Raw genomic sequence first — 22699 nt, forward strand, 5'->3', positions numbered from 1 at the left:
GCCCATCTTGGGCGGTCTTGGAATTATCAATGAAACTTTCTCACGATTTCTTTAAAATAATCGCCGCGTTCTTCGAAACTGTCAAACATGTCAAAGGACGAACAACCTGGAGACAAGAGAACGGTGTCGCCAATTCTCGACTTTTGGTAAGCTATGAGAACAGCTTCTTCAAAAGTTCCGATCAAGAATGTCTCAGAAAAATCGCCTAGATCACGGTTGATTCTCTCTTTCGCTTCCCCGACTAAGATCAAGGTCTTCACCTTTCTCTTAACCGCCGTGCGAAGTGGTTCGTAGTTCAAGTTCGTGTCTTTACCACCGGCGATCAAAATCACGTTTTCATCGAAAGTGTCCAAAGCGCGAAGAACCGCGTGCACGTTCGTGGCTTTAGAGTCGTTGTAGAACAAAACTCCGCCGACTTTGCGAACGTATTCAATACGGTGAGCAAGACCTGTGAAAGTGTCGATCACTTTTTGCACGGCTTCGCGAGTGGCTCCATGCTCACGAGATGCCAGGATCGCTGCCATCACGTTTTCTACAGAGTGTTTACCGCGCATTTTCATGTTCTTGATCGTGAAGCTTTCGATTTCTGGACCGGTGCGAACACGGATTTCATCGCCGATGTTCACAGCTCCACCGATGTTCATGATTTGTGGTTCCAATGCAGGTTTACGGGAGAAGTAGAAAATACGTCCACGTTGAACCGCTGGATCACGGGCCAATTCAACAACCGCGTTGTCATCGGCATTCAAGATGCTTGTTGTTGCTTGATTTGTGTTTTTGAAGATACGTCTTTTTGCATTCACGTATTCTTCCATGGAGCGATAACGATCCAAATGGTTTTCAGCCAAGTTTGTGAACACGATGTTCATTGGGTTGAAAGTGTCGCAATGCTCAAGCATGAAGCTTGAAACTTCCGCGATCACAACTTGGGCTCTTTCATCTGAACGCAAGTAATCCACGAGCGGTTTTTCGTTAGCTCCGCCCACCCATGTTTTAATTCCAGATTCTTTCAGGATTGCTTCAGTGATTTTTGCCACTGTCGTTTTTCCATTTGTTCCAGTGATACCGATGATCGGTTCTTTAATGAAACCCGCAGAGAATTCAAACTCCCCTGTGATGCGGATTCCCTGAGAACGAGCGTAATCAAAAATTTTCAAATTGCTCGGAACTCCCGGAGACAAGACAACCAAGTCTTGAGCGATGAAAGTTTTCGGACTGTGTCCGCCCAACTCGAACTTGATTGGCAAATCGCCCAATTGTTCTAACTGAGTTGAAAGTTCCGGTTTTGATTTGTGATCAGTCACCGTCACTTGCGCGCCATGCTTTGTAAGGAAGTGCGCCAAAGAGGCACCCGTCTTACCAAGACCGACAACAAGAATTCTTTTATCTTTTAATTCACTAAACTCTTTATACATTTGTTACCTCAACTTCAGAGTCGCAAGACTTAATACAGCTAATAAAATAGAAATAATCCAGAAACGAACGATGATTTTCGTCTCTGTCAAACCGCCCAATTCAAAGTGGTGATGAATCGGCGCCATTTTGAAAACTCGTTTGCCTGTCATCTTAAATGAAATCACTTGTGTGATAACCGACAAAGCTTCCACCACGAAAACCCCGCCCAAGACAAGCATCAAAAGCTCACTTTGAGTGATGACAGCCATGGAACCCAAGAATCCACCCAAGGAAAGCGATCCCACGTCCCCCATGAAAACTTGTGCAGGATAGGCATTGAACCATAAGAACCCCATACCTGCCGCAACAATTGTCGCCGCCACTGGAGTCAACTCTCCGGCTCCAACAACGTGAGGGATTTGCAAGTAAGCCGCAATCGAATAGTGACCCGTTACGTAAGCAAAAAGTCCCAACGTTGCTGCTGAAATCATCACAGGAACAATCGCAAGCCCGTCAAGACCGTCTGTTAAATTCACAGCATTCGCAGTGCCGACAACCACAAGAGCTGCAAACACGATATAGAAATATCCAAGCTCTAACGAAACAGCTTTCACAAATGGAATTGTTACAGCTGTGCTCAATCCGTGGAAGTGAACAAGGCAGGCAACCACAGCTCCGCTAATTAAAAACTCTCCAGCCAAACGGATTTTTCCCGAAAGACCTTTCGAATTCTTTTTGCTCACTTTGAGCCAGTCGTCGATGTAACCGATAAAACCAAAACCCCAAGTGATGAGCAACACCGCCCACACCAAAGGATTCATCATATCCACCCACAACAAACACGGGATCAAAGTGGAAAGAAGAATGAGTCCACCGCCCATTGTTGGCGTGCCGGCTTTTTTCTTGTGAGTTTGAGGACCATCATCACGGATGCTTTGGCCAAAGTGCTTCATCTGTAAACGTTTGATGAAATGCGGTCCCCACATCCAGCACAGCAAAAACGCTGTGAAAAACGAAATGAAAGTTCGAACGGTGATATACCGAAAAACGTTCAGCGGCGAAAACTGATCCGCCATCGAATAAAGCCATTGATAAAGCATGCTGCGACGATCCCCTGTTGTGACCTTTAAAATTAAAATTTGCTAGGAACTTAAAGGGTTTAGCACATGTGCTTCTTTAAATGCAAGAAAAAGTTAATAAACTATTGATTTAATTACGGATTTTCGCAACTTGTGAGAGATGACAGGGGTCATGTTCGTGCCTCCTAAAAGTGGTAGAATAGCAGGTGTGAAAAGGGGGCTTCATGAAAATGGCTCTGAAAGATCATATGACTCGCAAGATTGTGACTGTTGGTAAGGGAACTTCCGCAGCAGAGGCCTATCGACTCATGTCCAACTATTGGATTCGCCATCTTCCTGTGATGGATGTCGATGAGGAGTATATTATCGGAATGCTTTCCGAGAGAGATTTGCTGCGCTCACCGACTCCGGAGACTCCCGTTGAAAAACTGATGAGCACTCCGATCAAAACTTTTGGCATTGAGACACCACTGAGAAGTGTCGTCGACGCGATGATTGAAGAAAAAGTTTCCGCCTACCTCATCACGAAGGATGAAGAAGTTGTCGGCATTGTGACTTCAGAAGATATGTTGGTTTTATTGGATCAACTTTTAAAACGCGACGACACGACAATTGGTTGGAACTTGAGCGAGATCTTTGCAAATCCCGCTTTGCAACGTGCCGCCTATCTTGTGGGACAAGCAGGAATCTAGTAACCGATACCGACAGAGAATGTGTTTTGGTAGTCGTTCTTCGACATATCGCTGCCATCTCTGAAAATCACGGTTGAGTTCACGCTGAGTGAAAGAGGGCCCAATGTAACACCCACGGAAGCACCGGCATAAGGGTTGTATTTGATGGGCTCTTCTGTTTTTGTTTCAACTCCACCAGAAGTTTCTGTGCGAGTTTCTTTTGTCGCTTGTCCGCCAAGGCGTCCTGAAGCAAAGACAATCGTATTAAATCTATAAGTCGAACGAACGCCGAGTTTGAGTTTTTCATCTTCTGTTTTAATTTTCTCTGGCGCCGTTGAGAAATCTTCCGTGTCAGAAGCTTTCGTGTATTCAAGTTCTCCAGAGAGCAAATCACTTCCCACCGTCAAACGAGCCCCGTACATTATACGTGTATTGATATGTGGAGTTGGGTAATCGCGATAGACAGTTTCAAAACCGTAGATCGGTTCGATCTGATAGCCTGCACCTTTTGTGAGAGTGAAAGAAGCTGCCGAGGAAATACTTCCAAGGACCGAAACCAAACCCACAACGAACCACTTTGCATTTCTGAACTGCATTCTCTCCCCCTATGTATGTCATTTTACATAGGGCCTTGCGAAGTAGCAATGCGGGATGTTCTAGACCTAAGCCGTAGAGATAAATGGACCCGTTTCTCTATTTGAATATAATATCTTTAGAGGAATACAGATGGATTCAATCGAACTTCAACTTCTCAGAATGGCGAAAGAGCTTTTAGAAAAGCCGAGTCTTACGGCGCGAATCGCTGCGAAGGTAGGGACTCCTGTGGAAAAAGGTCTGACGCTTTTGCCGAAGGGAATTCAATCGACAATTCATAAAGCGACGGAGAAATCTATTTCTGTTGCGTATCATGCAGCGGCAGCGACGATGGAAAAAAGCGACCGTCGTCCTGCGAATAATTTTGGACATAAGGTGATGGTGGCTGGCACTGGAGGACTGGGCGGCTTCTTTGGACCTCTTGCTCTTATGGCGGAGCTGCCTGTTTCAACAACGCTGATCATGCGTTCGATCATGGATATCGCACAAAGTGAAGGGGAAGACCTTAACAATCCTGAGACAAAACTGGCGTGCCTTGAAGTCTTTGCATTTGGCGGTTACTCCTCGTCCGATGATGCCGCGGGTTCGGGCTATTTGATGACCAGAGCGGCTCTTGCAAAAACTTTCACCGATGCTGCCAAGGTTATGGTAGGTAAAACTTTAACGAATGAAAGTGCACCGATCATCGTGCGTTTACTTGCAAGCATCGCCTCTCGATTTCAGTTGGTCGTCACAGAAAAAGTTGCAGCCCAGATGATGCCTTTGATTGGTGCCGTGGGCGGTGCCGGTATCAACGTGATATTTATGAATCACTTCCAAGACGTCGCTCGCGGACACTTTATTGTGCGACGACTTGAAAGAAAATACGGCGTTGCGGAAGTGCAACGCCAGTATTTAGAAACTAAAATCTAATTTCTTTTTGTAGGTCTTTTGCTTTTTTTAATCGTCGCGTTCTGTAAAAGCTGCGCCCACACCGCTTTCGCCACAGGGCCTAGAGGCTTGTGCTTGAGGCGCATGATATGAAGATCCAGTGTAAATGGCTTAATATTCTCGTCGTGAATTTCTATTAATAGATCTTTCTTCAGATCCTTTTCAACTTCGTTCCTTGCAAGTCTTCCCCAACCAAAACCGCTGATGATCATTTTATGTTTCAAACTATGATCGGTTACAAAGCACTTCTTTGAATCTGCTGTGAAGCCTTTGGCATCTTTTTTTAGAAGACTGTTTTTATCCCCTTGTGAAAGCACCACAACCTGAGGGCATTGTTTTAAAGATTTATAGGTGAGACCGGGATGTTTTTTTGCCAAGCTCTTCGCTATCACCGGAATCATTTCAACTCTATCAAAGGGGACACTCTCGATCATGTCGTTGTCAGAAGATTTCGTTGAAATAGAAAAGTCAGCTTCACCAGAAATTAGCAACTCCTCCCCAACACTCATAATCTCAGAGCGAAAGGTCATTTCTGTCGGATGCTTGCTTAGTACTGTCTCCTGGAAGATTCCTTCCAAAGCTTCAAAGCGCACAAGAGGATCTAAGACAATTGTTAAAAAGGGCTCGACCTTTTTGGAACCCAATTCCGTTCCAACAGTTTTAAGTTCACGGAAAGTATAAAGACACTGTTTCGCCCAATTGTAGAAAACCAAACCTTCCGGCGTGAGTTTGGGACGGTACTCTTCACGGTTGAAAAGCCGTAGGTCAAATTCTTCTTCTAACTTTTTAATGGCGACGCTCAGACTGGGCTGAGTCTTATACATATGCTCCGCCGCCGCCTTAAAACTGCCCTTTTCCACTATCATTTCCAGAGTCTCTAACTGATCGATGGTCATAATTTATCCCCAAAACTATATTGATCAAATTTATATAGATCATAAAAACAAAATAATTTTTTTCAAGCCTTTCTTGACCGATATTCACTTTATCGGCGCACAACAAAAACGCGCCCCGGTTAAAAAAAACAAAACACCTAGATGGGGGATAAAATGAAAATGTTCAAAATGGTACTCGCAGCACTGGTAGCAATGACAGCAGTTCAAGCACACGCAGGTAAGGCGGCTAAAAGCTTGTTAACTCCAAAGAATCACACTCTGGTTCTGATCGACCACCAACCACAAATGGCCTTCGCAACAAGATCCATTGATATTGCTGAACTTCGCAATAACACGACAGGTTTAGCCAAATCCGCAAAAGTTTTTGGTGTGCCAACGATTCTGACAACTGTCGCGGAAAAATCTTTCTCCGGCCCCATCTTCCCTGAAATTCAAGCCGTTTTCCCAGATCAGAAACCCATTGACCGCACGACAATGAATACATGGGAAGACAGTCGCGTGACCGACAAGGTGAAAGAGTACGGCAAAAAGAAACTTGTGATCGCGGCCCTTTGGACCGAAGTATGCGGAGTAGGTCCTGTGCTTTCAGCCATTGAAGAAGGATATGACGTGTACTTTGTCGTTGATGCTTCCGGTGGCGTGACTAATGTCGCTCATGATGCCGCAGTAACAAGAATGACTCAAGCAGGTGCTCACCCCATCACTTGGATCCAATACTTGCTAGAGCTTCAACGTGACTGGGCTCGCGGTGAAACTTACAACGCAGTGACATCAATCGTGAAAGAACATGGCGGCGGGTACGGCCTTGGCATTATCTACGCAAAAGAAATGTTCGGAGCTAAAGAAGGTAAAAAATAGTTTACAACTCCTCCGGGGCGCTGAGGCTAGATCTCAGCGCCTTTTTATTTAAAGGACCTTGCTATGAAACTAAAAAATATTCTCCTCACGGCTGTTACAGTTTTAGCGTCTTCTGCTTTTGGAAAAGACACTCCGAAAAGCCCCTCCCCCGATCTTATTGTTATCAACGGCAAAGTTTTCTCTCACAGAAATGGATTCCAACAAGCCTTTGCTGTGAAAGAGGGAAAGTTCGTCAAGGTAGGAAGTAACGATGACATTTTGAAACTTAAATCCGCAAAAACCCAAGTGATCGACGCCAAGGGTCGCACTGTGATTCCCGGCCTCACAGACACACATCATCATCCGATCCGCGCCGGACTGACCTATAATTTAGAACTTCGTTGGGATGGCGTGAAGTCCCTCAAAGAAGGCTTGAAAATGATCAAAGAACAAGCCGCGCGAACGCCTGAAGGACAGTGGGTGCGTGTCGTGGGCGGATGGTCGCCGCATCAATTTAAAGAAAATAGAATGCCGACGATCAAAGAACTTAATGAAGCTTCTCCGAAGCGTCCGGTCTTTGTGCTTTATCTTTATTCAAAGGCTTTTTTAAATTCCGCGGGACTTAAAGCGCTCAACTATTCCAAAGACACAAAATTTCCAGGTGGCGTTGTTGAACTCGACAAAAATGGCAATCCTACAGGAGAACTTACGGCAAAACCAAATGCCATGGTTCTGTACAAAACTCTTTCAGCGACTCCAAAACTTTCTGGGCGCGAAGAAGAACGCAACTCGACGATCTTGTATTTTAGTGAACTCAGTCGCCTAGGCCTCACGACAGTTATCGATGCTGGCGGCGGAGGTTTCTTTTTCCCCGAAGATCACCGCATCGCCAAAGAACTTTTTGACGAAGGAAAACTGGCCGTGCGCATTCCCTTCTATCTTTTTGCGCCTGTCGCGGGAAAAGAGATTGAGGACTATCGTCGCTGGACTGCAATGGCTCACCCTGCGTCTTTACATCAAATTGAAGAATCTATTCCTTATCATTTAATGGGTGGCGGAGAAAATTTAACTTCAACAGCTGCTGACTTTGAAGATTTTATGGAACCTCGTCCTGATTTGCCTCCAAATATGGAAGCCGAACTCAAGCCGATTCTCAAATTGTTATTCAAACATCATTGGATCTTCCGTATTCATGCGACTTACGATGAATCCATCGCAAGAATTCTGAACGTCGTTGAAGAAATTAAAAAAGAAGGCGGCCCTTTCCCGGAGAGATTCATTATCGATCATGCAGAAACAGCAAGTGTTGCGACGTTAAAACGCATCAAAGCTTTGGGTGGAGGAATCTCTGTTCAAGATCGCATGGCTTTTCAAGGTGAAGAGTTCGCAAAACAGTACGGAAATAACAAAGCCGCCAATGCCCCAAGAATTGCTGACATGCTTGAACTTGGAATTCCCGTAGGCTCCGGCACGGATGGCACTCGTGTGTCATCCTTCAATCCATGGATTTCTTTGTACTGGCACGTGAGCGGAAAAACCGTGGGTGGCTTTCAGCACATGAACGAGCGCAATCGCCTATCCCGTGAAAAAGCTCTTTATCTGATGACAAAAGGCGCAGCTTGGTTTTCTAAAGAAGAAAAATTCAAAGGGGACATCGCCGAAGGTGAATTCGCCGACTTCGCGATTTTAAACAAAGACTATTTCACTGTACCGGAAGAGCAGATCAAAGAGATCTTTTCAGACCTAACGGTTGTGAGTGGTCGTCCTATGTCAGCGCAAAAAGAGTTTAGCTCCCTCGTGGCTCCGGCTCCCAAAGCTTTGCCTGATTGGTCCCCTGTGAACTTCTTTGGAGGTTACCAGTATAGTCGCTAAAACTATATAGTTTAAATTTATATAGAATATGAATTTTTAATAATTTTTTTAAACCCTCAAATGACCGATAATAATTTCAGTGGGAGGCACTTATGGCTGAAACAAACCATCAACCACGAAGAAAATTTTTGCTCGGCGCTTTGACAGCCACGATGGGGCTTATCGCCGCCGCAGCCTGGGACCCACTGAGAAAGGAAAAAGGTATGCTTACAATTAGAAAATCCAATGAAAGAGGCTTAGCGGAGCATGGTTGGTTGAAATCTCGCCATACTTTTTCTTTCGCTGAATATTACGACCCCCAACACATGGGCTTTGGACCTTTGCGCGTGATCAATGAAGACCGTATTGCCGGAGGCACAGGCTTTGATACTCACCCTCACAGAGATATGGAAATCATCTCTTATGTGATCTCGGGAGGTTTGAGCCACAAAGATTCCATGGGCAATATCGCTGTGATTAAACCCGGCGAAGTGCAACGCATGAGTGCCGGCACTGGAGTTTTACACTCCGAGTATAATGATCAAGAGAAGGATGAAACTCATTTCTTCCAAATCTGGATCATGCCAGAAAAACGCGGTGTCAAACCTGGGTATGGTCAAAAGTCTTTTGAGAAAGAGTTGAACTCGCAAAAACTTGTGCATGTGATTTCTAAAGATGGACGAAATGGCTCTATTGACATCAACCAAGATGCCAATGTCTATATCTCCCGTCTGAAAAAATCCCAAGACTTGGACTTCAACGTTCCAGCAGGTCGTAAACTTTGGCTTCAGTTAGTTAAAGGCTCTGTGCAAGTAAATGGTGAATCCATCCAAACCGGTGATGCGATCGCAGCCACTGATATCTCAACTGCCGCAATCACTGCTTCAGAAGATTCAGAAATGATTCTTTTTGATCTTCCTGCTTAATCTCTTCTTCCCAAGTGCGGGGCTTCGGCCCCGCGCTAGTCTTCCGACAAATGGACGATAAATTCAGAACCTTGTCCCAGCCGGCTTTGCACTGACATGTGTCCGCCGTGAGCTTCTACGATTGTTTTAGCAATCGCCAGGCCTAAACCAAATCCCGACTTTCCGGGAGACCTTGCCGAATCCGCTCGATAGAAGGGCTCAAAAATATGTGGAAGATCTTTTTCAGAAATTCCAATACCATCATCTTTCACTTTCAAAACCCAGCCATTTTTATTCTGTGTCAACGTCACCAAAGTTGCAGACGCATGGGGCTTTGTATACTTCGTGGCATTTTCAATCAGATTTCGCAAAACTCGTTCAATCTGCATCGGGTCAATCAAAACAGAGGCATTTGCGGCACCCTCAAATTTTACTCCGGGAGCCGTATCCTTATAATCCTCGACGACATGGAATACCAGCTCACTCAGGTCTGTTGAAGACTTCTTTAAAGAAGAAGCCCCTTCTCGCAAGCGATAGGACTCTAAGATTTCCGCCACCAATCCTTCCATTTTGCGCAGATCTTCTTTGATGGACTCTTTGATTGCTTCATCTTTCATCAGATCAACAGCCACACCCACACGAGTCAGAGGACTGCGAAGCTCGTGACTCACGTCACGCAGAAGCTGTTCTTTCGCTGCCACCATTTTTTCTAAACCATCCGCCATACGATTAAAGGCTTCACCCAGAACCTGGAACTCCCCGCCCTGACGAGTTTTAATTCGGTATTTGAGGTCTCCCATCGAGATTCTTTTTACGCCCGTCATAAGAACTTTGATCGGCGACATCATCCAGCGGATGGTGAGAAAACTCATAATCAAAATTAAGAAAATAAATCCGGCGACAGCAACGAATGGAAATGCAAAACCTCGCGGAATTTCGTCGGCAGAAATAAACCATGCTGTTCTTGGCAAAGCCCCTTTGAGTTCCGCAAAGAAATAATTGCGATGCTTACCCACGGCCATTTTTTTAGAGTAGTGTTCATCCTCTTTTTCGATCTGAGCAAAAGTGGGAAGTCCTTGCCTATCAGCCAGCGGTTCAAATCCCTCGACACGAGCATAAAGATTTAAGTCCTTATACAAATTCTGAATGCCCTCTTCACTCAAAGAGCCGTTTAATTTTTGCTGAAGTCCTGACAAGTAAAAGATCGCGTTCTTTTCAGCGACCGGAGACAACTCGTGATCGGGTTTTAAAGAATGCACTAACAATCCCAAACCACCGATAATCAAGACTGCCGTGAGCATGAAGGTAAAGAAAATACGAATCAGTAACTTTTTTTTCACTCGATGCTTCACAGTACTTCCTCCACCGGAGCAATAAAACAATATCCTTCACCCCACACCGTTCGCAAAAACACGGGGGATTTCGCAGGGTCTTTTAATTTTTGACGAAGGCGGCTGATCGCTACATCAATACTGCGATTGTAAGCTTCCCAATCCACACCGCGCAGATCATCCATAATACGATCGCGGGAAAGACTTTGTCCGGCGTGGGACATGAGAAGTTTTAAGAGTTCATACTCATGAGTACTAAGATTGAGATTCTGTCCTTCCAAGAAGGCTGCTCTTAACTGAGTATCTAAAAGCAAATCGCCGGATTTTAATTTGTTCGAAGAAGATGTTTTTTTGTAGCGACGAATAAGACTCTTGATTCGCGCCACAAGCTCACGGGACTCAAAAGGTTTCGGAAGATAGTCATCCACTCCCAACTCAAGTCCTAAAACTTTGTCAGAAGTTTCCCCGCGCGCGGTGAGCATAAGAATCGGCACATCGCTAAAGCTTCTGATTTTTTTGCAAACTTCAAAGCCGTCCATTTCTGGCAACATCACATCCAAAATAATCGCATCTATTTTATCTTTTTTTAAAACTTGCAAACCCTCTGATGGCGCAAGGGATTGCACAATCTGCAGTTCAAACTGATTGAAATACTGCTTAAGAAGTTCACCTAATTTTTGATCGTCATCGATCAGAAGTATGCGATTCATACCGCTATCATAGTCGAAAAGCCTTTCGACCTAAAGGATTTTTCCTAGGATAATCAAGCAGTTACAATTTGTTACAATCATTAACATTCCAGAAACCACCTTGCCCTCAAAAGCACCTAAACTGAGTTCACAACCCAACCACCTTACGGAGGATTGCTTTTATGAGACACCATCATCATCACCACGCCCACAGAAGATGGCCCCGCATTCTTGGCGTTTTACTTGCTGCCGGAGGTATCGGCTTCCTATCAGGCTGCCATAAAACCCCGGAAGAAAGAATGACTGCGATCAGCGAAAAGATCGCTGATAAACTTGATTTCAACGAACAACAAAAAGCTTTGCTTGCCGACATCACCAACGAAATTAAAAAAGATTTCGCTGAAGAAAAGTCTATTCGCAAATCCATGAAGGACGACGTCAAGAGTATGATTCTTGCCGACGACTTGGATAAAGCAAAAATCAAAGAATTGATCAAAGCTCGCCAAGCCCGCATGGATTCTAAAATTGATAAGTACTTAGATAAAGTGGCCGCTCTTCATAAGAGTCTAACGCCAGAGCAGAAAAAAGAAATGATCGATAAAATTGAAAAATTCCAGCACAGATGGGAGTAAGCCATGTACTTAGCTCTCTTTGCAAGTACGCCGCCGTCCTGGAAAACGCGGCGTATTTCAGCTACTGTTTCTCTGAAAAATCCAAAGGCTCGCAAGGAAAAACAAAACGCTCCAGCTTTGTCCCTCGTGAGGCCTTTACAACCGCAATGTCTCCCGCTTTCAGATATTGCGCTAAATCCTGTCCGGAAGCGTCCTTAAAGTCTTTTTCAATCAAAGCGGGATTCTGATATCCCACTTTGTTCAAACCACGAGTGAAGGCTTCATAGTCATCACCGATAAAATAAACTTTATCGAAGCCCGCTTTACCAACCCAGGTTCCAAGCTCTTCATGCAATGCCGCTGATGCAGATCCCAGCTCGCGCATTTGTCCAAAGACGCCGACTTTACGACCAGCCACTTTAAGAAGTGTCATATTGTCGATCAAAGCTTTCATGCTGTCAGGATTGGCGTTGTATGCATCAAAGATCATTTGTGCACCGGATTTTAAATGCACAAGCTGATTGCGCCCCCAATTGGTTTTACATTCCGGAAGACCTTTCCAGATTTGTTCAGGGCTCATTCCCGCAGCCAATCCCAAAGACGCCGCTGCCATCAAGTTCGTTAAGTTCTGAGAACCAAAAACTTGCACAACTGCCGTCCCCTCTTTGCCGCCGATTTTTCCCTTGATCGAAAGTTCACTCATGCTCATGGAGCCGATCATTAAGTGCACATCAGCCCGAGGATCTTCAGACGAGAATGTCATTAACTTCGAGCGATCGTATTTCTCACACGCTTTCACGTACATATTGTGAGTTTGTTCGTTATCCAAATTGTATATACGAACAGTGCTCGGTGATGCTGCTTCGTAAATTTCTTCTTTAGCTTCTGCCACTTTTTCAATCGTACCAAAGAACTCCATGTGCGCACGTCCCACCATCGTGCAAACCACAACATCGGGTTCTGCAATATGCACAAGCTCTGTCAATTCACCTGCGTGATTCATGCCCATTTCAACAACGGCCACATCTTTTGTCGGAGGCAGTTGCAACAACGTAAACGGCACACCCCAATGATTGTTGAAGCTTCCCTTGTTGTAGTGAACATTCATGGTCGTGCCTACAAGAGCCGCCGTGAATTCTTTAGTGGTCGTTTTACCGTTGGAACCCGTGATCGCTAAAACTTTTGCATGGGATTCACGACGAGCGTAAGTACCCAAACGCTGCAAAGCTTTTAATGTATCAGGAACTTTCAAAATCGTGACTTGGCCTTTCAGCTTTTGCACTTGTTCATTTTCTTCATGAACAAGAAGTCCTGTGGCACCTTGTTGAACCGCTTTTTCTAAGAATTGATGAGCATCAAACGCGTCCCCTTTTAGAGGAATAAAAAGTTGGCCTTTTAAATCGGCACGAGTGTCTGTTCCGATACCTGCAAAGGTTTTTTCTTTCAGGCTGAGCGTCTGTGCGCCCGTTACTTTCACAATGGTTTGCACGTCCATGGCTCTCATTGTTTTATCTCCCTTGCAAAGCCTCTTCCGCCACTTTCACGTCACTGAAAGGGAATTTATCTTTGCCAATAATCTGATAATCTTCGTGGCCTTTTCCGGCGATCAAGATCACATCACCCTTCTGGGCTTTTTTGATCGTCTGATGAATTGCCTCTTTGCGATCCAAAACCACTGTGGTCTTTGCTTTATCCGCGCCAGCCACTCCGGCTAAAATATCTTTGATAATATCATTCGGATCTTCGGTACGAGGATTGTCAGAGGTGATAACGACGTTGTCCGAATATTTTAACGCCATTTGCGCCATCAAAGGACGTTTGCCTTTATCGCGGTCGCCACCGCAGCCAAAGATCGTCCAAATACGTGCTGAAGATTTTAAGTTCTCTCGCACACTGCGAATCGCCGTTAACACATTTTCCAAAGCATCAGGCGAGTGCGCATAATCCACAAATATTGAAAGATCCTGAGCGTTCGGCACGGATTGCAATCGTCCCGGCACTCCTGTGAATTTATCCAAAGCCGAAATACAAACAGAAAGAGGCAATCCCGCAGAGAGTCCCGCACCTAGCGCCGCCAAAGCATTCAACACGTTGTGAGTGCCTGACATGGGCAAATGAACTTCCCCATCCCCCATCGGAGTTTGTACTTTAAAGTGGGTCAGCGCGAAATCCATTCGCAAGATTTCATAACGGATGTCCGAATCAGGAGCCCCATAAGTCCAAAGCACCGCTGGGTCTGCGACACGCAAACGACGACCAAATTTGTCCGCCGTATTAATAATAGCATAACAAGGATGCTTTTCCGTTTTCCACAAAAGATCCGTGAAAAGTTTCTGCTTGGCCTCAAGATAATTTTCCATCGTCACGTGATAATCTAAATGATCGCGTGTGAGATTTGTAAAAATCACTGTATTGAAAGGAACACTGTCGACACGTTTCTGATCCAAAGCGTGGGAAGAAACTTCCATCGCCACAGCCATGGCTCCTTCAGAACGAAATTCTCGTAAACGCTTTTGTAAGAAGATCGGATCAGGTGTCGTCATCTCGGAGGGCCATACTTTCTCGCCAAGGTGATGATTGACGGTTCCGATCACACCTGTGGGGATACGACCTTCATTCAAAATCGCTTCGGTCATATAAGTCACAGAAGTTTTGCCGTTTGTTCCGGTCACACCCACACAGAAAAGTTCTTGTCCTGGATCTAAATAATAACGACTGGCTAAAAGGTCGAGGACCTCGCGAGAATTCGGAACTTGCAAAACAAAACCCGTGTAGGAAGTCGGCACCAGCGAACGATCTTCCACCACCAACGCCGCAGCCCCTTTCGAGATCGCATCTGGAATAAATGTATGGCCGTCCAACCTGCTGCCACGAATAGCTACAAATACCGACCCAGGCACAACAAGGCGCGCATCGTTGAAAAGACCCGTCAGCTCCGCCTCATGAGGCAGAGAAGTTTCAGAGATACCGGGAATGATGGAAAATAATTGGTTTAGCTGCATAGACTCGTTAGCAAGAATAGCGTATGACAGAGTTATGAGACAACTCGGAAAGATACATTGCCAAGAAATAAATAAAGACGATAACGCGCCTTGGGTCCTCTGCTTCCATGGCTTCGGTGCCGACTGTAATGACCTCTTTTCTTTAGGAGAAATGATTTCTACAAAGAAAACTTACAATTGGCTCTTCCCCAATGGAATTTTAGAGGTTCCCATCGGTCCAGCTTGGACGGGACGTGCTTGGTGGACCATCGACATGATGGAAATCCAAAGGGCCGCTGAGCGTGGCGAACATCGCGATTTCAGCAATGACACTCCCAAGGGTTTACCCAAGGCCTATGACATGGCGATGGAAATGATTCGCCAATTGAAAGTTCCTTGGAATCAAATTGTTTTGGGCGGGTTTAGCCAAGGAGCAATGCTCGCAACGGAACTTTATTTGCGTGCACCGGAAACTCCCAAAGGTCTGGTCATCATGTCGGGCACTCTTTTGCATCAGGAAGAGTGGAAAAAATTAATTCCCGCCCGCGAAGGCCAACGCTTCTTTCAAAGCCATGGAGAGATGGACCCTATCTTGGGCATCAAACAAGCAAGACAGCTTGAAACTTTGCTCACACAAAATGGCATGAAGGGCGCTCTGCAAAGCTTCCGCGGAGGCCATGAGATTCCTCCGCAAGTGATGATGAAAATTGGTGAGTACTTAAATAATATCTAACTTATTTTTTGAACGAGGGGGATCAACCACTCGTTCAAAGGTTTTGCCTGAAAACCTTCGCGTTTGGCTTTTTCAACATTCAAATACCAGTCTGATGGAATGCCGAACGGAGACCACGCTGCTTCAGAAGGTTCTGACAAAAGATGGGCCTTCTTTCCGGTGGTCTTTTCAATAAGCCCTACGAGCTCCCCAAGCTTGAGCGTATCTTCAGAAGCAAAGTTGTAAATACCTTCACGTCTTCCGTGAATAAGCCACAGCAAAGATTTCGCTGCGTCTTCCGAACTAATAAAAGAAAAACGCGCGTTCAAGTTAGGATAATAAATCGGCGCTCCACTTTTCACTTTCTCTACCTGGCCGTGCAATCGCAAAGTGTAATCGTCTTCACCGAGGACTATTGGAAATCTCGCAAAGGCCCACGCGAATGAATTTTGGCCGGCAAAAACATTTTCTGCGGATCTCTTCCCTTCAGCATATTCTTCCATGGGATTCTTCGGTGTCTTTTTCTGGTAGAGGAAGGGATTGACTTCATCCTCGCGAAGATTAGCACCCCAATCGTAAACGGACATCGTCGAGGTCATCACATAGAAAGATGTTTTTTCCGCGAAAACTTCTGTTGCAATCAAGGCTTGCTGAGCATTCATGCACACTTGATCGACAACGACATCGAACTGAAGATTCCCCAGGGCATGAGTCATTTCCACTTTACTGCTGCGGTCCGCTTTCAGACGATGCACCTTTGCGCCAAAGTCATCTTCTACCTGCCCCCGCGACATTACCCACACTTCGTGACCTTCATTGATTAAATAATGAACCAGTCGTTTACCGAAATATCTTGTCCCACCAATCACGAGTACTTTCATTTTAAATTCCTTATTCCTGCTGAATTTTCAGAATACGGTTGCGAATATCAAGGGCCTGGGCTCGCAATGTATGCAAATCTGCTCCCTGCAGATACTTTTCAATCAACTGCGCTTCTTCTTTAGGAAAATCGCGATAGATGTAACGCAAACCAAAGTCATGCTTCTGGGGTGTCTTGTAGTGCCTTTGCAGATGAACCCACATTGCAACAAGCCGTTGATAGAACAAAAAGCTGTCGATAAACTTTCCACGCTCAGCTTCCTTTAAGAAAGTTCGATACATGATTTCAAAACGGGCCAGCCAATTTTTCCAATCCACCTTGGCCTTTTCGTATTTAGGAGACATGGAGGCTGACTTAAGAATTCCCATTTTATCGAAGAGAACAACAGCCTCACCGTGGCGTTCGGAATTATAAAACTCCTGATAGTCTTCCGGCTTTAAACTCTGAAAAACACCGACATCAATGTAGTAAGTTTCCGGTCCCTCATCAAAGACGTAAAACTTTTGAAAGAAAGTCTTCCATAAAGAGTCGTCGACTTTCCAAATATGCGAAACCGATGAGATCACTGGCAGAGCTTTCTCAATTTCCGCAAACACCACTTCGGGATGTTCACAGATAGCGACAATATCCGTATCAGAGAGATCATCTTCAAATCCCGTCGCTGTAGATCCGCCCAACCAAGCCGCTTGAATCTGAGGGTGAGCTTCGAGAGTCTTTTTGAGAGTTTTAACAACCTGATCTTTAGAAAACGTATCCATAAATGAATTATGGCACCCATGGCGGAACTTGCTACTTGTCTTTTAAAGTATCACTTTGTGCCACCCCAAGTAATATAAGATGACCCGCGACGTTTCACGACAAACATCGAACAATAAAAGAACCCCTGACTGTCCCCACCCGTGAAGTTTTAAAGAACCAAGACCGAAAATGTGTCAGCAGCAAGGATCAGCCTATTATGTTGAAGCGGCTCTACGACCTATTTGACAATAAAAAAGAAAAATATGCCTCAGTAGAGATTGAGGCCTTTATTGAATTCAGCAATGGCACTGTCTTTGGAAAGATCTATAAAATCTCGTCATATGGTTTCGCCATGCTGACTTCTACTTCCTGCGACGATCTTCCCAGCAAAATCACTGTGGCAGTCAACATAAACGGAAAATTCTTTCCTGCCGTCGTCTTAAAACTGGGGGCGAATACCATTCTCTGTAAATTCCAGAAGGCGCTGAGCGAACAAGAGTTGATGACTATCAACTCTTAATTTAATTCTGCCAACACATCCCAACCGAACTTTTCTAACTTGGCTTCACCAATTCCATACACAGAGCGCATGTCATCAAGGCTTTTTGGATTTTTAATCGCGAGATGTTTTAGAGTTTGATCACTGAAGACGACAAAGGCCGGAGCATCCAGCTCCTTGGCTTTTTCTTTGCGCCACTTTTTTAGTTTTTCGTAGCGTTCTTCTTGAATGTCGTTCAATTCCAAATCAGAAGCCTTGGATTTCTTGGCCTTCTTCAACGTCGTTTTGATTTTTTCTAAAGTTTGATCCAACTTCACAAAAGGCGTGAGCGGTTTCAAAATACGTCGCGTGGATTTAGAATCACAAGAGTCACAGTGACCGCAACGCTCAATACGCTGAGAGTCTTTGTAGTAAGTCAGAATCTCTGCATGACGGCACTCACTGCCTTCCGCATAGTTCACCAGGGCATCGAGGTTACGCCAACGCGCGCCCTTGATTTCTTCTGGAGCTTCAGAGTTATGAATGAAATACGACTGCAAACCTTTGTCTTTTTTTGAATACAACGTCAGGCACGTGGACTCTTGCCCATCACGACCGCCACGCCCCATCTCTTGATAAAGCGCATCGATATTGGCCGGGATTTGATAGTGCACCACAAGACGCACATCCGGCTGATCAATCCCCATCCCAAAAGCGTTCGTTGCAACGAGAATTCTTAAATCCCCGCGAGTGTAAGCATCTTGAGTTTGCGCACGAATTTCAGCAGAAAGACCCGCATGATAAAAACCAACTTGGGCGAATTTCTTTTCTAAAAGAACGGCTGTGGATTCGGTGATTTTACGAGTTCCGCAATAGACAATGATTCGACCCGTAGGCGTGTTCTTAATACTTTGTAAAAGGAAGTCCAACTTGGCGTCTTCATTTTCACAAAGCTCCACTTGGTAATAGAGATTGGGACGATAAAACCCGTGGACCATGCGCTCAGGCTTTTTCAAATTCAATTGCTTTGAAATATCGTCCAAAACCGTCGGTGTTGCAGAAGCCGTCAAAGCCAAGATAGGAACGTCAGGACAAAGTTTTTTAAGAATGCTTAGTTGCGCATACTCTTCGCGGAAGTCATGACCCCATTGCGAAACACAGTGCGCTTCGTCCACCGCAAAAAGGCCGATAGAACGTTGCTGAATCCATTTTTGAAAACCTTCTTTTTGCGCGCGCTCCGGTGACAAGTATAAAACAAAGGCGCCCCCTTTATTGAGAGCCGCAAAGACTTCACGTTTTTCATCATCGGATTGGCCCGAATGCAAACAGCCCGCAGGAATTCCCAATCTCTGCAAAGACGTCACTTGATCTTTCATCAAAGCGATCAACGGAGAAATCACAATCACTAATTTTTGCAAATAGACTGCCGGGTATTGATAGCAGAGAGATTTGCCGCCGCCAGTGGGTAGGACAGCCAGAACATCTTTTTTTGCAAGGACGGCGTCGATGATCTCTTTTTGACCTCGACGAAATTGGGAAAGGTTGAAGTACTTTTTAAGAAGATCCTCTTGAGGAATCACCACGTCTGCTTGCATATCCGCCACTTTCATTCAAGGTTTGAAAGAGAGCAATAAGTTTCCCCGTTTGGATCAACTTACGCTCCTCAGCACAGGCCGCAGCAAGCATTTGGCCACTCTGAAAGCCTTCGAACCTCTTGACTTACATGAAAGAGGTCCGAATCGCGAATTTTTATTTAAGAATAACTGTGACTTCTTTGTTCTCTGGAAGGGCGGAACCGACATTCGGAGACACTTCACTGACCGTGCCCTGCCCGATGAATTTCACTTTGATATCTTGGCCATTGATACGGCGAAGAACTTCACGAGTCGTCAGGTTCATCAAGTTTGGAACCGTCTCACCCGTCGTAACAGCCGTGACCTTATCAAGTTCCGCGGCCGTTAAAACTTCTTTCACCGGAGCTTTTACCGCAGGTTTTGGTTCGGCAGCGATTTTACGAAGCTTCGGCTGAACTGTGGATTCTTCTGCCATTGGGAGCGGAGCAATTCCCTCTTTGCGAACAGCATAAGACGCCATTCTTGCAAACAAAGGTGCCGCGACCGTGGCTCCGTAATAAGATTTTTTTGGAGAATCTACGGCAATAAAGATAACGAACTTAGGATCATTTGCAGGAATAAATCCGCCGAAGCTCGAGATATAAGCGCCCTTCAAGTATCCACGTCCATTCGGATTTACTTTTTGTGCCGTTCCCGTTTTTCCTGCGACCATGAAACCCTCAACGCGGGCATTGCCACCCGTTCCACCTTTTGTCGTCACACCCACAAGCATCGCACGCATTTGCGCTGCTTGCTCTGTCGTCAAGACACGACGAATGGGTTTTACGGTTGTCTCTGTTAAAATTCCGGTCTCGGCATCACGCTGAGATTGAACGATGTACGGCGTATTCAAAACACCGCCATTGGCGATGGCAGCAAAAGCATTTGCCACCTGCAAAGGAGTCGCTGAAATCCCGTGACCGAAAGAAATATTACTGAGTAAGTGCTGACGCCAAGGAAGAGCTTGAACCATTCCGCGGGCTTCCCCAGGAAGGTCCACACCCAATCTTTGACCGAAACCAAAATCCAAAAGACCTTGGCGCAATCTGTCTGCTCCCATTTTGAAAGCAATCTTTGTCGTTCCGACGTTGGAAGACACGGCCAGGATTTCTGCCACTGTTAAGTCTTCAAATTTTTCTTTGGTCTCGGCTTCTTTAATAATGCGGTCGCCGACTTTGAAGCTGCCTTTTTCACAGTAAAACTTTGTATTCGGCTGCACCAAGAAGTCACGCAAAGCCGCTGCGATCACAAATGTTTTCATTGTCGAACCGGGTTCAAATGCATCCGTCACAATTTTATTACGACGGTATTCAGCCTGAGTTTTAGCAGCTTTGTTCACATCAAATGTCGGAGCTGAAGCCAAAGCCAGAACCGCCGATGTTTTTGCATCCAAGATCACACCCACCGCATGATCGGCTTCAAAAGTAGAAACGGCATTAGCCAGTTCACTTTCAAGACGATACTGAAGATCTGAATCCACCGTCAGGCGAAGTTCATTCCCCTCTGGATTTTCAATAAACATCAAACCGTCATTGATCAAAGGACGTCCGCGGGCGTCTCTTTTCACAGACACTTTCTTTTGGTTGCCAGCAAGAACCTGGTTATAACCCAGCTCCAAACCTTCAAGCCCTTGGCCTTCGCTGCCTAAGAAACCCAAAGTTTGCGCCATCAAAGTTTCATTTGGATAAACACGGCGCCATTCTTCAACAAAAGAAAGACCGCGCATTTCCCAAGATTTAATTTCATCAGCTTTGTCTTGTTCTAACATTCTTTGAATCCACACAAAACGACGGCTGCCGTCTTTGATTTTGGCGTAAACGGATTCGTAAGATTGATTCAGAACCTTAGATAATTTTTTCGCCGCTAATTTTCTATTTTCTAAAATCTTTGGATCGGCATAAAGAGAATAAGCCGTCGTCGACATCGCCAGATCGCGGCCATTGCTATCGACAATCGCTCCACGACGAGCCTGCAATGTCACTTTCGTTTGGAACTGACGATTCTGCAAAGAGTTCAAACGATCATTGGGTAAGAACTGCAAGTAGCCCGCGCGCAAGATGAGCATGGACCATAAAACCAAAATACCTACAAAGATAACAACAATACGTGATTTCAATTACAGATCCTTTTTTGCAATACCCTTATTCACAACTTTATCCACTTCTTCAGTAAGAGCACCGCTCAGATGGATGATCTGATTGGCTTGGACTTTTTTAAGTGTGAATTTTTGTTGAGCCACGCTGTCCAAAAGCTGCGGGCGCGTGATCTTCGCCAAGGCGATTTCTTTCACGCGTTTTTCTTCCCACACTTTTTTATGTTCGCGAGTCAGCTTCAAAACGCTGTAACCCATGCGGCGTTCTTCCATCTGCAAGAAGACGATGGAAAATAAAGTGGCAATGATAAGTAAGATGCTAAAAAAAGGCTTTAACTGCCTAAAGTTTTCCGAGCTCATCCTGAGCACTCCTCTCGAAGATTCTTAGCTTCGCTGAACGCGAGCGAGAATTTCTGTCACACTCTTCCTGAGTGGGAACAATCACTTTTTTATTCACGGATCTTCCAAGATTCTCCGAACCTCTGAAGATATTTTTCACGATACGATCTTCCAGCGAGTGAAACGAAATCACAGCCAAACGACCGCCGGGATTCAACGCGTTCATCATCGCAGGGATGGCCTGTTCGATGACTTCGAGTTCTGAATTCACGGCCAAACGCAAAGCCATAAAATATTTTGTCGCGGGATGAAAACCTTTGATCTGCCAACCATCCACGCGCTCAATAAGACCCGCAAGTTGTTTCGTTGATTGAAATGCTTTTGTTTTACGATCATGAACGATCGCGCGCACGACACGAGCCGGACGATGGACTTCGCCGTAGTCTTTGAACATTCGAATGAGTTCATCCTCTGAAGCCGTATTAATTAGCATCTCAGCCGTCAATCCTTGTTGCTGATTCATTCGCATATCCAGGGGGCCATCGTGATAAAAACTAAAGCCTCGGTCCGCCTGGTCCAATTGCGGCGAACTCACACCTAGATCTAAGAGCATCATATCAAAATTTTTTAGATTATGTTCTGAAAACTGCGAGAAATTTCCATGTATTACGTTTAACTGGCCCTTCTCGACGTCAGTCTGGAAACGCTCTTTTGCGAAGTTCACAGCGACTAGATCTTGGTCCATGACCGTGGCTTTCATCTGGGGAATCACATATCGCATCGCCGAGTAGTGTCCACCACGCCCAAAAGTTCCATCGAAATAGGTTGGATTTTCTTTTTGTCGATAAGGATAAAAAGCAGCCAACACTTCTTGCAGCAAAACGGGATAGTGCTCAGGTGAAAATTCGAAGGGAAGCTCGACCTTAGGCGGGATATAGTCGTCTATGATCTCCACTCGTTCGCCGGATTTCGGTTTATATTTCTTCATCTCACTCTTTCTACGCACTGAAGGTGCTTCGATATCCTCGGCGTCCGCCGAGTTTTCACAGTATGAATTATTCTATTGAGCGTCAAGTC

The 22699-nt window shown here is 45.3% G+C and carries 22 protein-coding genes; 8 read left to right on the forward strand and 14 right to left on the reverse strand.

The window, feature by feature from the left end:
• Nucleotides 1-26: 26 nt before the first annotated feature.
• Both murD and mraY read right to left on the reverse strand, forming a co-directional pair.
• Complete coding sequence (gene murD / locus ACL934_RS16070; protein ID WP_374075166.1) at nt 27-1415, reverse strand: UDP-N-acetylmuramoyl-L-alanine--D-glutamate ligase; 1389 nt, start codon at nt 1413-1415, stop codon at nt 27-29.
• Between the two features lie 3 nt (nt 1416-1418).
• A complete protein-coding gene (gene mraY / locus ACL934_RS16075; RefSeq protein ID WP_413612583.1) occupies nt 1419-2495 on the reverse strand; it encodes a phospho-N-acetylmuramoyl-pentapeptide-transferase in 1077 nt (358 codons plus the stop codon).
• A gap of 203 nt (nt 2496-2698) precedes the next feature.
• On the opposite strand from mraY, the gene ACL934_RS16080 reads away from it, so the two are divergent.
• The gene (locus ACL934_RS16080; protein WP_413612584.1) at nt 2699-3166 is read left to right on the forward strand and encodes an HPP family protein; all 468 of its coding nucleotides are present in this window, start codon (nt 2699-2701) and stop codon (nt 3164-3166) included.
• Here the strand turns inward: ACL934_RS16080 and ACL934_RS16085 are convergent.
• Nucleotides 3163-3741, reverse strand: coding sequence for a hypothetical protein (locus ACL934_RS16085; protein WP_413612585.1), 579 nt, complete (start codon nt 3739-3741; stop codon nt 3163-3165). The genes ACL934_RS16080 and ACL934_RS16085 overlap by 4 nt on opposite strands.
• Before the next feature lie 130 nt (nt 3742-3871).
• On the opposite strand from ACL934_RS16085, the gene ACL934_RS16090 reads away from it, so the two are divergent.
• Entirely contained in the window at nt 3872-4651 is a 780-nt protein-coding gene (locus tag ACL934_RS16090) for an EcsC family protein (protein ID WP_413612586.1), read from the forward strand.
• Here ACL934_RS16090 and ACL934_RS16095 read toward each other — a convergent pair.
• The gene (locus ACL934_RS16095; protein WP_413612587.1) at nt 4648-5565 is read right to left on the reverse strand and encodes a LysR family transcriptional regulator; all 918 of its coding nucleotides are present in this window, start codon (nt 5563-5565) and stop codon (nt 4648-4650) included. The two genes, ACL934_RS16090 and ACL934_RS16095, sit on opposite strands and share 4 nt — an antisense overlap.
• Nucleotides 5566-5724: 159 nt before the next feature.
• On the opposite strand from ACL934_RS16095, the gene ACL934_RS16100 reads away from it, so the two are divergent.
• From ACL934_RS16100 to ACL934_RS16110, 3 genes are all read left to right on the forward strand, one after another.
• On the forward strand, nt 5725-6423 hold the full coding sequence (locus ACL934_RS16100) for a hydrolase (protein ID WP_413613498.1): 699 nt from the start codon (nt 5725-5727) through the stop codon (nt 6421-6423).
• A gap of 63 nt (nt 6424-6486) precedes the next feature.
• Nucleotides 6487-8274, forward strand: coding sequence for an amidohydrolase (locus ACL934_RS16105; protein ID WP_413612588.1), 1788 nt, complete (start codon nt 6487-6489; stop codon nt 8272-8274).
• A 203-nt stretch (nt 8275-8477) separates the two neighbouring features.
• Complete coding sequence (locus ACL934_RS16110; protein ID WP_413613499.1) at nt 8478-9179, forward strand: pirin family protein; 702 nt, start codon at nt 8478-8480, stop codon at nt 9177-9179.
• Between the two features lie 35 nt (nt 9180-9214).
• Here ACL934_RS16110 and ACL934_RS16115 read toward each other — a convergent pair whose 3' ends face one another.
• Nucleotides 9215-10498, reverse strand: coding sequence for an ATP-binding protein (locus ACL934_RS16115; protein WP_413612589.1), 1284 nt, complete (start codon nt 10496-10498; stop codon nt 9215-9217).
• An 8-nt stretch (nt 10499-10506) separates the two neighbouring features.
• Complete coding sequence (locus ACL934_RS16120; protein ID WP_374075183.1) at nt 10507-11199, reverse strand: response regulator transcription factor; 693 nt, start codon at nt 11197-11199, stop codon at nt 10507-10509.
• A 161-nt stretch (nt 11200-11360) separates the two neighbouring features.
• On the opposite strand from ACL934_RS16120, the gene ACL934_RS16125 reads away from it, so the two are divergent.
• Entirely contained in the window at nt 11361-11810 is a 450-nt protein-coding gene (locus tag ACL934_RS16125; protein WP_374075184.1) for a Spy/CpxP family protein refolding chaperone, read from the forward strand.
• A 61-nt stretch (nt 11811-11871) separates the two neighbouring features.
• On the opposite strand, the gene ACL934_RS16130 is transcribed toward ACL934_RS16125, so the two are convergent.
• Both ACL934_RS16130 and ACL934_RS16135 read right to left on the reverse strand, forming a co-directional pair.
• A complete protein-coding gene (locus ACL934_RS16130) occupies nt 11872-13293 on the reverse strand; it encodes a UDP-N-acetylmuramoyl-tripeptide--D-alanyl-D-alanine ligase (protein WP_413612590.1) in 1422 nt (473 codons plus the stop codon).
• Nucleotides 13294-13297: 4 nt separating this feature from the next.
• The gene (locus ACL934_RS16135) at nt 13298-14791 is read right to left on the reverse strand and encodes a UDP-N-acetylmuramoyl-L-alanyl-D-glutamate--2,6-diaminopimelate ligase (RefSeq protein ID WP_413612591.1); all 1494 of its coding nucleotides are present in this window, start codon (nt 14789-14791) and stop codon (nt 13298-13300) included.
• Nucleotides 14792-14825: 34 nt separating this feature from the next.
• On the opposite strand from ACL934_RS16135, the gene ACL934_RS16140 reads away from it, so the two are divergent.
• The gene (locus tag ACL934_RS16140) at nt 14826-15503 is read left to right on the forward strand and encodes an alpha/beta hydrolase (protein ID WP_374075190.1); all 678 of its coding nucleotides are present in this window, start codon (nt 14826-14828) and stop codon (nt 15501-15503) included.
• Here ACL934_RS16140 and ACL934_RS16145 read toward each other — a convergent pair.
• Together ACL934_RS16145 and ACL934_RS16150 are read right to left on the reverse strand one after the other, a co-directional pair.
• Nucleotides 15500-16363, reverse strand: a complete 864-nt coding sequence (locus ACL934_RS16145) for an NAD-dependent epimerase/dehydratase family protein (protein WP_413612592.1) — start codon at nt 16361-16363, stop codon at nt 15500-15502. The genes ACL934_RS16140 and ACL934_RS16145 overlap by 4 nt on opposite strands.
• Before the next feature lie 10 nt (nt 16364-16373).
• Entirely contained in the window at nt 16374-17120 is a 747-nt protein-coding gene (locus ACL934_RS16150; protein ID WP_374075194.1) for a hypothetical protein, read from the reverse strand.
• A gap of 197 nt (nt 17121-17317) precedes the next feature.
• Here ACL934_RS16150 and ACL934_RS16155 point away from each other — a divergent pair, with 197 nt between their 5' ends.
• The gene (locus ACL934_RS16155; RefSeq protein ID WP_413612593.1) at nt 17318-17620 is read left to right on the forward strand and encodes a hypothetical protein; all 303 of its coding nucleotides are present in this window, start codon (nt 17318-17320) and stop codon (nt 17618-17620) included.
• On the opposite strand, the gene ACL934_RS16160 is transcribed toward ACL934_RS16155, so the two are convergent.
• From ACL934_RS16160 to rsmH, 4 genes are all read right to left on the reverse strand, one after another.
• A complete protein-coding gene (locus ACL934_RS16160) occupies nt 17617-19173 on the reverse strand; it encodes a RecQ family ATP-dependent DNA helicase (RefSeq protein ID WP_374075199.1) in 1557 nt (518 codons plus the stop codon). The genes ACL934_RS16155 and ACL934_RS16160 overlap by 4 nt on opposite strands.
• 154 nt (nt 19174-19327) lie before the next feature.
• Nucleotides 19328-21307: a penicillin-binding protein gene (locus ACL934_RS16165; protein ID WP_413612594.1), complete on the reverse strand. Its 1980-nt coding sequence runs from the start codon at nt 21305-21307 to the stop codon at nt 19328-19330.
• Nucleotides 21308-21643 (reverse strand): histidine kinase, encoded by a 336-nt coding sequence (locus ACL934_RS16170; RefSeq protein WP_413612595.1) that lies wholly within the window; start codon nt 21641-21643, stop codon nt 21308-21310.
• Nucleotides 21624-22610, reverse strand: a complete 987-nt coding sequence (gene rsmH, locus ACL934_RS16175) for a 16S rRNA (cytosine(1402)-N(4))-methyltransferase RsmH (RefSeq protein ID WP_413612596.1) — start codon at nt 22608-22610, stop codon at nt 21624-21626. Before rsmH ends, ACL934_RS16170 begins: the two co-directional genes overlap by 20 nt.
• Between the last annotated feature and the right edge of the window lie 89 nt (nt 22611-22699).

Origin of the sequence: Bdellovibrio sp. HCB-110 (assembly GCF_047323225.1) — a bacterium.
In the GTDB taxonomy this organism is placed as follows: domain Bacteria; phylum Bdellovibrionota; class Bdellovibrionia; order Bdellovibrionales; family Bdellovibrionaceae; genus Bdellovibrio.